This is a genomic window from Streptomyces sp. HUAS TT7, from assembly GCF_051550175.1.
In the GTDB taxonomy this organism is placed as follows: Bacteria; Actinomycetota; Actinomycetes; order Streptomycetales; family Streptomycetaceae; genus Streptomyces.
In genome coordinates this window covers 6,510,130-6,522,423 of record NZ_CP196175.1, presented here as the reverse complement: position 1 = coordinate 6,522,423, position 12,294 = coordinate 6,510,130, and the positions used below count along the sequence as shown (strand labels likewise).

Genomic DNA, 12,294 nt, shown 5'->3' with positions numbered 1-12,294 from the left:
GATCGCGTCCGGACGCTTGTGGTTGAGCATCGGACGTTGTCGAGAACAGGTCAACGCGCTTCAATGCGGGGTGGGACGCGGGTGTGAACGAAGTGGCCGGAGTGTGAACAACTCCCCTGCCGCCACCAGGTTTTCCCCGACCTGACGCAGCCTCGCGCCCACCCCCCACCGTGAACGTTCACTGAGGAGTCCCCCATGCTCCACACCGAGGCCGATCTGGCGCAGGTGCTGCACACCGGCCCGTTCCACCTGGCACTGCGCGCCGCCCTGTCCGTCCGGGGCCTGCCGCTCCAGCGGGTCCAGCACCATCTCGCCGGGCGCGGCATCAAGGTCGGCGTGACCAGCCTGAGCTACTGGCAGCAGGGGGCGCGCCGGCCGCAGCGGCCCGAGTCGCTGCGCGCGGTGCGCGGCCTGGAAGAGGTGCTCGGACTGCCCGCGAACTCCCTGCTGCGCCTCCTCGACGACACCTCGGCGGCCGACGTCGAGCGGCCCGCCGGGCGCTCCTACCGCTCGCTCGTCGAGGCGTCGGGGGTGGTGGAGCAGCTCATCGGCGAGCTGGAGTCCCCGGTGGACGGCGGCCTGCACACCGTCGGCCACCACGAGCGCATCCGCATCGGCGCGGCCCGGGAACTGTGCGGCCGCGACTCGCAGCACGTCGTACGGGCCCACCGCGACGGCATCGACCGCTATCTGGCCATCCACCGCGGGGACGCCGGCTGCGATCCGGCCCGGGTCGAGGTGCGCGCGGGCGAGAACTGCCGCACCGGCCGCGTCCGCTGGGACGCCGCCAGCGGGGTCCTGGTCGCCGAGCTGCTCTTCGACACCCGGCTGCGGGCCGGCGAGACGCATCTGTTCGGATACGGCTTCGAGGACGGTACGGGCGGGCCGAGCCGGGAGTACGTACGCGGCTTCGCCTTCGCGGGCGGCCAGTACGTCCTCCAGGTGCGGTTCGACGAGCAGGCCCTGCCGGCCCGCTGCCGCCGCTTCGCCCAGACCTCCACGGGCGCCACCCGCTCCGGCCGCAGCGACCTCACCCTCAGCGGGCGGCACCGCTCGGTGCACCTGGTGGAGCAGGGGGTGCGGCCGGGGATCCTGGGGATCGACTGGGACTGGGAGTGAGCGCTCGGGGGCGTTGCGGCTCAGGCGTCGGGGCCGGCCACCAGCTGGCCGTCCTTGAGCTTGACCGGCACCTTGGGCAGCGGCACGGTGGCTGGGCCCTGGACGGGCTTGCCGGTCATCACGTTGAAGCGGCTGCCGTGGCAGGGACAGTTCGCGTGGCCGTCCTCGATCTTCTCCAGGAGGCAGCCGGCGTGCGTGCACTGGGCGCTGAACGCCTGGTACTCGCCCTTCGCCGGGCAGGACACCATGACCCGCTGCTCGCGGTAGAGCTTGGCGCCGCCGACCGGGACCGCGTCGGGCGAGCCGAGCGGTTCGGGAGCGGTCGGGGTCGGCGTCTCGGCGTGGCCGAGCTTGGAGTCGGTGGAGCAGGCGGCCACGCCGACCCCCGCGGCCCCGGCGAGGGCGGCGCCTTTCAGCACGGTGCGACGGGCGGCGGGCTGGCCGGTCATGGGTATCTCCACACTGATCACTGGTCGTGACTGGGTCACTGGTCGTGACGGAATCACTGTTCTTGGTCGTTGTTCCTGGTCGTGCGCACCGCTCATGGTCGGTTGCGCATTCGACGATACCGGCGCAGATCACCCGCCCTGCGCCGGGGCTGCCGGAGCGGTGGCGGGATGGGTTACGTTCTGGGCCGTGATCGTCGTCGCCGGAGAGTCCCTCATCGACCTGGTGCCGCAGCACCCAGAGGATCCGCTGGGGCCGCTGGCTCCACGCCCGGGTGGCGGCCCGTACAACACCGCGGTCGCCCTGGGCCGGCTCGGCGCGGGGGCCGCCTTCTGCTCCCGGGTGTCCACGGACGGCTTCGGCGAGGCCCTCCTGGGCGGGCTGCGCTCGGCCGGGGTGGACACGTCCCTGGTGCAGCGCGGCCCGGAACCGACGACGCTGGCGGTGGCGAGCCTCGCGCCGGACGGCTCCGCGCGCTACAGCTTCTACGCGGACGGCACCGCCGACCGCCTCTTCGAACTCCCCCCTCAACTCCCGCCCTCGGTCAGCGCGTTGGCCCTGGGCACGTGCTCCCTGGTACTCGAACCGGGCGCGACGGCGTACGAGGCGCTGCTCCGCCGGGAGTCGGCCAGAGGCATCCTCACCCTCCTGGACCCGAACATCCGCCCGGGCCTGATCCCGGACCCGGACGCCTACCGAACCCGCTTCAGAAGCTGGCTGCCGTACGTGTCCCTCCTGAAACTCTCGGAGGAGGACGCGCAGTGGCTGGGCGGCGGGGTGGAGGAATGGCTGGCGGCGGGCCCGGAAGCGGTGGTGGTGACGCGGGGCGCGGCAGGCCTGACGGCCCACACATCGAAGGGCACGGAACACTCGGTCCCCGCCGAGCGGGTTGCGGTGGCGGACACGATCGGCGCGGGCGACACGGTGAACGCAGCGCTCCTGCACCGCCTTCCGACCTGCGAGGCACTGGCCACCGCCGACTGGCCGGAGGTACTCCGCTACGCGGCGAGAGCAGCGGGCCTGACCTGCACGAGAGAGGGCGCGCAGCCGCCCACGGCGGAGGAGGTGGGGAGGGACTGAGGAGGCGGGTGGGGCTCAACGCCCCCGCCCCGGGGTTCGAGGGGCGGGCGCCCCTCGTGGGGGTCTGGGGGGCGGAGCCCCAGGGCTCGGCCTTCTCCACCCCCTGCACCCGCGAGCGGGTGGGCAAGCTCCCGGGGTCTGGGGCGGAGCCCCAGAAAGCCGGCCCTCCCGCCCCTTCCAACCCCCGGAGGGTCTCGGGAAGGGGCGGGGTGGGGAACTCACGCCTTGCGAGCCCGGGTCGCCTTCTTCGCCGGCGCCGCCTTCTTGGCGCCGGAAGCCGTCCGAGCAGAGGCCGTCTTCTTGGCAGGCGCGGCCTTCGCCGCAGAAACCGCCTTCTTGGCCGCCGCCTTCTTCACCGGCTTCCGCACCGGAACAGACGCGTCGCTGATCCGGTCCGCCCCCAGAATGTCCCGCAGGAACTTCCCCGTGTGGCTGGCCGGCACCGAGGCGACCTGCTCGGGCGTGCCCTCGGCGATGACCAGACCACCCCCGTTGCCGCCCTCGGGCCCCATGTCCACCACCCAGTCCGCCGTCTTGATGACGTCCAGGTTGTGCTCGATGACGATCACCGAGTTCCCCTTGTCGACAAGGCCCGAAAGCACCTTGATCAGCTTTGAGATGTCCTCGAAGTGCAGCCCGGTGGTGGGCTCGTCGAGCACGTACACCGTCCGCCCCGTGGACCGCTTCTGGAGCTCGGAGGCGAGCTTCACGCGCTGGGCCTCACCACCCGACAGGGTCGGCGCGGACTGCCCGAGCCGGACGTACCCGAGCCCGACCTCGTTCAGCGTCCGCAGGTGACGGGCGATCGTCGGGACGGCCTCGAAGAACTCCAGGCCCTCCTCGATCGGCATGTCGAGCACCTCGGCGATGGACTTGCCCTTGTAGTGGACCTCCAGCGTCTCCCGGTTGTAGCGCGCCCCGTGGCAGACCTCGCACGGGACGTACACGTCCGGCAGGAAGTTCATCTCGATCTTGATGGTGCCGTCGCCCGAGCAGTTCTCGCAGCGCCCGCCCTTGACGTTGAAGGAGAACCGGCCGGGGAGGTAACCCCGGACCTTCGCCTCCATCGTCTCCGCGAACAGCTTGCGGACGTGGTCGAAGACGCCCGTGTACGTCGCCGGGTTGGACCGCGGGGTGCGGCCGATGGGCGACTGGTCGACGTGCACGACCTTGTCGACGAGGTCGTCGCCGTCGACCCGGGTGTGCCGACCGGGCACGCTGCGCGCCCCGTTCAGCTCGCGGGCCAGGTGCGTGTACAGGATGTCGTTGACCAGCGTCGACTTGCCCGAACCGGAGACGCCGGTGACGGCGGTCAGCACGCCGAGCGGGAACGAGACGTCGATGTCCTGGAGGTTGTTCTCCTTGGCGCCGTGCACGGTGAGCCGGCGCGTGGGATCCATGGGCCGCCGGATGTCGGGCAGCGGGATCGACTTCTTGCCCGCCAGGTACTGGCCGGTCATCGACTCCTTGTTGCTGAGCAGCTGCTTCAACGGGCCGCTGTGGACGACCTTTCCGCCGTGCTCACCGGCGCCCGGGCCGATGTCGACAACCCAGTCGGCCACCTTGATGGTGTCCTCGTCGTGCTCGACGACGATCAGGGTGTTGCCCATGTCGCGAAGGCGGACCAGTGTCTCGATCAGACGGTGGTTGTCGCGCTGGTGCAGCCCGATCGACGGCTCGTCCAGGACGTAGAGCACGCCTACCAGGCCGGAGCCGATCTGGGTGGCGAGCCGGATGCGCTGGGCCTCGCCGCCGGAGAGCGTGCCGGCCGCGCGGTTGAGCGAGAGGTAGTCGAGGCCGACGTCGACCAGGAACTTCAGCCGCTCGTTGACCTCCTTCAGGACCCGCTCGGCGATCTTCTTGTCGCGGCTGTTGAGCCTCAGCTCGGCCAGGAAGTCCGCGCAGTCGCTGATCGACATCGCGGAGACCTCGGCGATGGACCGCTCCATCACGGTGACCGCGAGGACCAAGGGCTTGAGGCGCGTGCCCTCACAGGTGGGGCAGGGCACCTCGCGCATGTAGCCCTCGAAGCGCTCGCGGGCGCCGTCGCTCTCCGCCTCGGAGTGGCGCCGCTTGACGAACGGCACCGCACCCTCGAAGGAGGTGGTGTACGCCCGCTCGCGGCCGTACCGGTTGCGGTAGCGGACCTCGATCTGGGTCTTGTGGCCGTACAGCAGCGCCTTCTTGGCGCGCTGCGGAAGCCCGGCCCACGGGATGTCGGTGCGAAAGCCCAGCTCGTCGGCGAGCGCGCCGACCAGGCGGGCGAAGTAGTCCTTGGTGTGGCCGAGCGACCACGGCGAGACCGCGCCCTCGTCGAGGGACTTGTCCTCGTCCGGGATGATCAGCTCGGGGTCGACCTCCATGCGGGTGCCGATGCCGGTGCAGTCGGGGCAGGCGCCGAACGGCGAGTTGAAGGAGAAGGAGCGCGGCTCCAGCTCCTCGAAGGAGAGGTCGTCGTACGGGCAGTACAGGTGCTCCGAGTACATTCGCTCGCGCTCGGGGTCGTCGGCCGCCAGGTCGACGAAGTCGAGCACGACCATGCCGCCGGAGAGGCCGAGCGCGGTCTCCACGGAGTCGGTGAGCCGGCGCTTCGCGGTGTCCTTCACCGTGAGGCGGTCGATGACCACCTCGATGGTGTGCTTCTCCTGCTTCTTCAGCTTGGGCGGCTCGGCGAGCTGGATGGTCTCGCCGTCGACCCGGGCCCGGCTGTAGCCCTTGGTCTGGAGGTCGGCGAACAGGTCGACGAACTCGCCCTTGCGCTCACGCACCAGCGGCGAGAGCACCTGGAAGCGGCTGCCCTCGGGCAGTTCGAGCACCTTGTCGACGATGGCCTGCGGCGACTGGCGCGAGATGGGCCGGCCGCACTCGGGGCAGTGCGGCTTGCCGATGCGCGCGAAGAGCAGACGCAGGTAGTCGTAGACCTCGGTGATGGTGCCGACCGTCGAGCGCGGGTTGCGCGAGGTCGACTTCTGGTCGATGGAGACGGCGGGCGACAGACCTTCGATGAAGTCGACGTCCGGCTTGTCCATCTGGCCGAGGAACTGGCGGGCGTACGAGGAGAGCGACTCGACGTAGCGGCGCTGCCCCTCGGCGAAGATCGTGTCGAACGCGAGGGAGGACTTGCCCGACCCCGAGAGCCCGGTGAAGACGATGAGGGAGTCGCGCGGCAGGTCGAGCGAGACGTTCTTCAGGTTGTGCTCGCGCGCGCCACGGACGATGAGACGGTCGGCCACGCCGGTCCGCACCTTTCTAGAGAGAGCGAGGGAGCTCCAGGAGCCCCCGTCCCAGGGTATGGGGGGCGCCACGGTGATGTTGTTGATTCTTGGATGGATCCGGACACGTTCCGAAACGGGTCCGAGAAGGGAACCGACTACGAGCGTATAGCACGCGCATTCGATTTACGGACTCGTCCGGCCACCTTCACCCGGACGAGTGGCGGGGCTATCGTCGGCGCCATGATTGATCACGCGCGCGACCTGGCCTCTGTACGCGAAGCCACCGAACGGCTGCTCACCGCAGTCGCCGCACTGGACAACGCCTCCGTTGCCGAGCCGTCACGGCTGCCCGGCTGGAGCCGCGGCCACGTGCTGGCCCATATCGCACGGAACGCGGATGCGCTCGTCAACGTGCTGGCCGGGCGGCCCATGTATCCGAGTGCCGAGGCCCGGGACGCGGACATCGACCGCGACGCGCCCCGCCCGCTGGACGCCCAGCTCGCCGACGTGCGCGAGAGCGCGGCCGGCTTCCAGGCCCAGGGCGAGCTGCCCGCCGACTGGTCGCGCACGGTGGAGCTGCGCAACGGCGTCACCGACGCCGCCGCCCGCGTGCCCTTCCGCCGCCTCATCGAGGTCGAGCTGCACCACGTGGACCTCGGGATCGGCCATGAGCTGGAAGACCTCCCCGCGGACTTCGTCCGGCGCGAGACCGACTTCCTCACCGAGCGGTTCGCCGGGCACCAGGACCTTCCGTCGATCGCCCTGACCGACGACAGCGGCCGGAGCTGGACCACTGGAGGCGGCGCCGAGGGCGGCCCGGTCCAGGTGAGCGGAACCGCCGCGGACCTCGTCGGCTGGCTCGCGGGACGGCGTGACGGCGCCGCCCTCAAGGTGACCGGCGGCGCGCTGCCCGCCCTGCCCCCGCTGTGACTCCGGCGATAGGCTGAGCCCATGACGTACAGCGGAGCGGTGAAGGCCGGCGGTCCGGCCGATGTGCACGAGCTGACGGACCTGATGATCTCCAAGGTCGAGGTCGGGTCGATGAGCAACAACGCGTACCTGCTGCGCTGCCGGACCACCGGCGAGCAGCTGCTCATCGACGCGGCGGCCGACCCCTCGACGCTGCTCACGCTGATCGGTGACGACGGCATCGCGTCCGTCGTCACCACCCACCGGCACGGCGATCACTGGCAGGCGCTCGCCGAGGTCGTCGCCGCGACGGGCGCGCGCACCTATGCGGGCCGCTATGACGCCGAGGGCATCCCGGTCCCGACCGACGTCCCCGTCGAGGACGGCGACACGATCCGGGTCGGCCGCGTCGAGCTCACCGCGCGCCACCTCGTCGGCCACACACCGGGCTCGATCGCCCTGGTCTACGTCGACCCGCACGGCCACCCCCATGTGTTCACCGGCGACTGCCTGTTCCCGGGCGGCGTGGGCAACACCTGGAAGGACCCCGAGGCCTTCGCCAGCCTCATCCGCGATGTCGAGACCAAGCTCTTCGACACCCTGCCGGACGAGACCTGGGTCTATCCCGGCCACGGCAACGACACCACCCTGGGTGACGAGCGCCCCCACCTCCCGGAGTGGCACGCACGCGGCTGGTAGCCGCCGCCCGGCGGCGTGTTCCGCCGCCGGGCCCGCCGGGGGAACCGATCCGTACGCCGCGCCGCAGAAGTCCATGCCTCGATCGTGGCACCCGCCACTGACAATCGACGGTGCACGCGTGCGCCCGCCCGCCGCCCCGCGAGCTTCCGCGCGCCCCCGTAACGCATGATCACTGCGGGTAGTTGGCGTGACATGCGCACCACCACTCCCCCCACACCGCCTTCGATGATCCGCCTCGCGGCCGCCTCGCTCGCGGGCACCGCCATCGAGTTCTACGACTTCTTCGTCTACGGGACGGCGGCCGCCCTGGTCCTCGGCCCGCTGTTCTTTCCGACGTTCTCCGCGCTCGCGGGAACTCTGGCGGCCTTCGGAACCTTTGGTGTCGGCTTCCTGGCCCGCCCCCTGGGCTCGGCCCTCTTCGGGCACATCGGCGACCGCTACGGGCGCCGCCCCGTCATGTTCGCCTCGCTCACGCTGACCGGGCTCGCGACGGTGGCCGTCGGCTGTGTGCCCTCGTACGCCTCGATCGGCATCGCGGCGCCCTCGCTGCTCCTGGTGCTGCGCTTCCTCCAGGGGCTCGGGCTCGGCGGCGAATGGGGCGGCGCGGTGCTGCTCACGGCCGAGCACGCGCCCGCCCACCGGCGCGTCCTGTGGACGAGCTTTCCGCAGATCGGGCCCTCCATCGGCTTCCTGCTGGCCAACGGGGTCGTCCTCGCCCTGTCCGCCGGGCTGAGCGACGCCCAGTTCCACGCCTGGGGCTGGCGGGCGCCGTTCTGGGGCGCCGGGCTGCTCGCGCTCGGCGGGCTGCTGCTCCGCACCTCGCTGGCCGAGACGCCGCAGTTCCGCGAGATGGGCGAGCCGGTCAGGCTGCCGCTGCTCGAAGTGGCGCGCGGCCATTGGCGGTTGGTGCTCCTGACCGCGGGCGCCCTCTCGATCGGGTACGCCGTCTTCTACACGGTGTCGACCTGGTCGCTGGCGTACGCGACGGAACGGCTCGGGGTCGACCGCGCGGTGATGCTCGTCTGCATCCTGGCGACCGTCGCGGTCATGGGTGCGCTGACGCCGCTCGCGGCACTGCTCGGCGACCGCTTTGGGCGTCGGCCGATGTGCCTGGTGGGGTGTACGGCGACGGTGCTGTGGATGTTCCCGATGGTGGCGCTGCTCTCGACCGGCGAGCCGCTGTGGATGTTCGCCGGGTTCCTCGGCGCGATGCTGGCGTTCATCTCGATGTTCGCGGTGATCGCGGCGTATCTGCCGGAGCTGTACGAGCCGAGGGTGCGCTGCACGGGCGCCGCGGTCGGCTACAACCTGGGCGGGGTGCTCGGCGGCGCGCTGACCCCGATCGCGGCGACGGCGCTGGCCCGCGGCGACGGCCCGCCGTGGGGCGTCGCCGCGTATCTGACCGGGGTCGGGCTGCTGAGCCTGGGCTGTTTCGTGCTGCTCCCCGAGACCCGGCCCACGCCGGTGGCGCAGCCGGGTCCCGGGGCGGAGCCCGAGGCGGCTCCTGCGTGAGGGACCGCCTCGATGCCGGTCAGGCGCCGATGCTGTCCTTCTGGGGCTCCTCGGCAGCCGTCTGCTTCTTGGCGGCGACGAGGCTGGTGATCGTGGTGACGACCAGCACGCCGCAGATCACGCCGAGCGAGACCGGGATGGAGATCTCGGGGACGTTCACCCCGTTCTCGTGCAGGGCGTGCAGCACCAGTTTCACGCCGATGAAGCCGAGGATCACCGAGAGGCCGTAGCTGAGGTGGACCAGCTTCTTGAGCAGCCCGCCGATCAGGAAGTACAGCTGGCGCAGCCCCATCAGCGCGAAGGCGTTGGCGGTGAACACGATGTACGGGTCCTGCGTGAGGCCGAAGATCGCCGGGATCGAGTCCATCGCGAAGAGGACGTCGGTGGTGCCGATGGCGAGCATGACGACCATGAGCGGCGTCAGGACCTTCTTGCCGTTCTTCTCCACGAACAGCTTGGTGCCGTGGTACTTGTCCGCGACACCGAACTTCTTCTCGACGGACTTCAGGAGGCGGTTCTCCTCGAACTCCTCTTCCTCCTCGCCGGAGCGCGCCTCCTGGATGAGCTTCCAGGCGGTGTAGATCAGGAACGCGCCGAAGATGTAGAAGACCCAGGAGAAGTTGGCGATCACCGCGGCACCGGCCGCGATGAAGATCGCACGCAGCACGAGGGCGATCAACACGCCGAACAGCAGCACCCGTTGCTGAAGGTGCGAGGGCACCGAGAACTTCGCCATGATCAGGATGAAGACGAAGAGGTTGTCGACGGAGAGCGACTTCTCGGTGATGAAGCCCGCGAAGAACTCGCCCGACGCCTGGCTGTTGCCGAAGAACAGCAGGCCGAGGCCGAAGAGCGCGGCCAGCACGATCCAGACCACGGTCCAGATGCCGGCTTCCTTGACCGACACGTCATGGGGCTTTCGCCCGATGAAGAAGTCGGCCGCGATCAGGGCACACAGACCAAGAATGGTCAGTACCCACAGGGTCATTGAAACGTCCACTGCGCCTCCGGCGTCGTACGGCTACTGATCAGCGTCGTCGCTGCCGGAGGTCTCTTCCACCCGGGCGCCTTCCCTCGCGCCTCGGGCCGGCGCCCCGGGACCCGTCCCGTGGGTCCGTATTGACGGGAACGCCGCAGTCGGGAGTACTCCCCTCCGCTGGAGGCAGCCTACCCGAATAACCAAGAGAAGGTAAAGAGATTGGTAAAGATCGCCCAAATAGCCAGGTCAGAGGTGTTCCGTCTGGTCCTTACGGCGGAGTCGCCCACGCCGTTCCGGAGCGGGCGGAGCCATTAACGGGGCCAGGCGGCGCGGGCCTCACCGACCTGGCCGAGGACCTGCTCCAGGATGTGGCTGCCGGGCGGCGTGAGCGGCGGCTCGTACGTCCAGGCGTGGCCGACCCACGGGTCGGCCAGGTGGTCGTCGAGGACCGGAGTCAGCCGCAGCAGTGAGCGCCACAGCGGCTGGAGGACCGGCCCGTACTCGCTGGCCTCCTCGCGGTCGGCGACCATCAGCAGGTGCACGCCGACCGAGGGGCCCTCGTCGGCTAGGTAGCGCAGCTGGTTCAGGGCGCGGTCGTCGAAGCCGTGCGGGAAGTCGTTGACGATCAGGAGCTGCTCGGCGGTGTCCATGCCGGGCGGCAGCGCGTCGGCGCCCGCCCCTGCCCGTACCGCCATCTGTACGAGGTCCACGCGCTCGGTGAGCCGGGCCAGCACCTCGGCCACCCCGGCCGCGCCCGCCGCCGGGGGCGCGGCGAGCACCCCGGCCCGCGTGAGCGGGGCGAGCCGGGCCGCGGCCGAGCCCGCCGGGTCGATGACGTGGACGGCGAACTCGTGAGCCGGATACACCGCGAGCAGCCGGGCCGCGATCGCCACCGCGGTGTCCACCGCCAAACCCTTGACCTGGGCGGAGTCCATGAACGCGGCCGCCTCGGAGCCGCCTCGGCCCGAGTCGATCCACAGGCCGCGCTCCAGGGGAAGCCGGACCAGCATCGGAATGCGCAGCTCCGGCTGCTCGGGCAGCTGCAGATCACCGATCCGCAGCGCCATGGGGAGCTCCATCGGGACCCGGTAGGCATGCCACACCGGGTTGTCCCAGCGGGCGTACGCGGGCGGCAGGGCGGGCTCGACGACCTCGGACTCGGCGGTCAGCTGACCGAGGTCGCGGTCGAGGGCCTCCCTGGCCCTGTCGACGAGCTCCTCCCGCTTGGCGCGGGCCTGTTCGCGCGCCTGGTCCCCGGCGGATCCCATGCGGCCGCGCGGGTCGGACAGGGCGCGGTCGATCTCCTGCTCCATCCGCGAGTCGGCGAAGTCGACGGCGCTGCGGTAGGCGGCGACGGAGCGGGCCAGGTCCTCGAACATGCCCCACACCTGGTTGTAGAGCCGCTCGTCCATGGACCAGCCGCTGGCATCGCCCGCGACGGGCTGCGCGGGTTCGCCGGGGGCCGCGGGCGGCGCGACCGGGGCCGGTGGCGGGGGTGTGCTGGTCTGGCGCCGGGGATGCGCGTAGTTGATGGGGCCGCCGTCGCCGACCGCCTGCTGGGGCGCGGTGACAGGGGGCTGGGCGTCGGCCGGTGCGGGCCTGCCGGAGGCTCCGGGCCCGGCGGCGCGCACCCGGGCGTCGTCGCTCGTACGGGGCGGGGGCGCGGCCACCGAACGGGAGACGCCGAGCGCGATCGCGTCCTGGATGGCGGCGGCCAGCTGCCCCGCCTCGGGCAGGCCCTGGTCGGCCAGCATGTCGGCGAGGCCGCCCGCGTACCCCTGGCCGATGGCGCGGATCTTCCAGGCGCCCTGGCGGCGGTAGAGCTCCAGGGCCACGACCGCGGACTCGGCGCCGAGCCCGGTGATGGTGTAGCTGGCGATCTCGGTGCCGTCGAGGCCCGTGACGGCGACGAAGGGCGCGGCCACCGCGGCGAACCGGCTGGGCCCCGGCGTCCCGAGCGGCAGCGCGAGCAGCACATTGACCCGGTGCACGCCCTCGCCCAGGGCCTCCAGGTCCACGGCCAGGCGATGGTCGGCGGCGGCCTGCCGGGAGACCTCCAGGCCGGGCAGGCTCGGCGCGCCGGGGTGGGCGACCCGCTCCGCCCCGCGCACCCGGCCCTGCTCGTCGCCGAGCGTGGCACCGGCCACGATCGGGGTGCCGGCCGACACCCGGATCTCCAGTCGGGTCTGGGGCAGGGGATGGTTCTGTCCCCGTACCAGCTCGGCCGTCATCGCCTCTGTCCCCTCGTCGAGTTGATGGTGGTGCGTGTGCTGCGTATGCGGTTGCGGGGCAGCTCCCGGCGGCATCGCGCCTCCGGGAGCTGCGGTGTTCAGT

At 71.3% G+C, this 12,294-nt stretch carries 9 protein-coding genes; 5 read left to right on the top strand and 4 right to left on the bottom strand.

All coding sequences use genetic code 11. The features are described from left to right. Nucleotides 1-195 precede the first annotated feature (195 nt). Nucleotides 196-1,119, top strand: a complete 924-nt coding sequence (locus tag ACSHXC_RS29320) for a hypothetical protein (RefSeq protein ID WP_438294448.1) — start codon at nucleotides 196-198, stop codon at nucleotides 1,117-1,119. Between the two features lie 20 nt (nucleotides 1,120-1,139). Here the strand turns inward: ACSHXC_RS29320 and ACSHXC_RS29315 are convergent, their stop codons facing one another. Beyond that, on the bottom strand, nucleotides 1,140-1,568 hold the full coding sequence (locus tag ACSHXC_RS29315; protein WP_189961243.1) for a Rieske (2Fe-2S) protein: 429 nt from the start codon (nucleotides 1,566-1,568) through the stop codon (nucleotides 1,140-1,142). A gap of 187 nt (nucleotides 1,569-1,755) precedes the next feature. On the opposite strand from ACSHXC_RS29315, the gene ACSHXC_RS29310 reads away from it, so the two are divergent. Next, nucleotides 1,756-2,646, top strand: a complete 891-nt coding sequence (locus ACSHXC_RS29310; RefSeq protein ID WP_438294447.1) for a carbohydrate kinase family protein — start codon at nucleotides 1,756-1,758, stop codon at nucleotides 2,644-2,646. A gap of 218 nt (nucleotides 2,647-2,864) precedes the next feature. Here ACSHXC_RS29310 and uvrA read toward each other — a convergent pair whose 3' ends face one another. Beyond that, on the bottom strand, nucleotides 2,865-5,879 hold the full coding sequence (gene uvrA / locus ACSHXC_RS29305; RefSeq protein ID WP_438294446.1) for an excinuclease ABC subunit UvrA: 3,015 nt from the start codon (nucleotides 5,877-5,879) through the stop codon (nucleotides 2,865-2,867). A gap of 222 nt (nucleotides 5,880-6,101) precedes the next feature. Here uvrA and ACSHXC_RS29300 point away from each other — a divergent pair, with 222 nt between their 5' ends. The 3 genes from ACSHXC_RS29300 to ACSHXC_RS29290 all read left to right on the top strand — a co-directional run bounded on the left by ACSHXC_RS29300 (nucleotide 6,102) and on the right by ACSHXC_RS29290 (nucleotide 8,981). Continuing rightward, a complete protein-coding gene (locus ACSHXC_RS29300) occupies nucleotides 6,102-6,791 on the top strand; it encodes a maleylpyruvate isomerase family mycothiol-dependent enzyme (protein WP_438294445.1) in 690 nt (229 codons plus the stop codon). Nucleotides 6,792-6,812: 21 nt separating this feature from the next. Further along, nucleotides 6,813-7,469, top strand: coding sequence for an MBL fold metallo-hydrolase (locus ACSHXC_RS29295; RefSeq protein WP_438294444.1), 657 nt, complete (start codon nucleotides 6,813-6,815; stop codon nucleotides 7,467-7,469). A 225-nt stretch (nucleotides 7,470-7,694) separates the two neighbouring features. After that, a complete protein-coding gene (locus tag ACSHXC_RS29290; RefSeq protein ID WP_438296888.1) occupies nucleotides 7,695-8,981 on the top strand; it encodes an MFS transporter in 1,287 nt (428 codons plus the stop codon). 19 nt (nucleotides 8,982-9,000) lie between these two features. Here the strand turns inward: ACSHXC_RS29290 and ACSHXC_RS29285 are convergent, their stop codons facing one another. Beyond that, a complete protein-coding gene (locus tag ACSHXC_RS29285; protein WP_438294443.1) occupies nucleotides 9,001-9,981 on the bottom strand; it encodes a TerC family protein in 981 nt (326 codons plus the stop codon). Nucleotides 9,982-10,271: 290 nt separating this feature from the next. Beyond that, nucleotides 10,272-12,191, bottom strand: coding sequence for a TerD family protein (locus tag ACSHXC_RS29280; RefSeq protein WP_438294442.1), 1,920 nt, complete (start codon nucleotides 12,189-12,191; stop codon nucleotides 10,272-10,274). Nucleotides 12,192-12,294 lie beyond the last annotated feature (103 nt).

What these genes read in the sequence shown, in the direction of transcription:
- ACSHXC_RS29295 (WP_438294444.1), top strand. Translation starts at nt 6,813, where the DNA reads ATGACGTACAGCGGAGCGGTGAAGGCCGGCGGTCCGGCCGATGTGCAC.
- ACSHXC_RS29280 (WP_438294442.1), bottom strand. Translation starts at nt 12,191, where the DNA reads ATGACGGCCGAGCTGGTACGGGGACAGAACCATCCCCTGCCCCAGACC.
- ACSHXC_RS29320 (WP_438294448.1), top strand. Translation starts at nt 196, where the DNA reads ATGCTCCACACCGAGGCCGATCTGGCGCAGGTGCTGCACACCGGCCCG.
- ACSHXC_RS29315 (WP_189961243.1), bottom strand. Translation starts at nt 1,568, where the DNA reads ATGACCGGCCAGCCCGCCGCCCGTCGCACCGTGCTGAAAGGCGCCGCC.
- ACSHXC_RS29300 (WP_438294445.1), top strand. Translation starts at nt 6,102, where the DNA reads ATGATTGATCACGCGCGCGACCTGGCCTCTGTACGCGAAGCCACCGAA.
- ACSHXC_RS29290 (WP_438296888.1), top strand. Translation starts at nt 7,695, where the DNA reads ATGATCCGCCTCGCGGCCGCCTCGCTCGCGGGCACCGCCATCGAGTTC.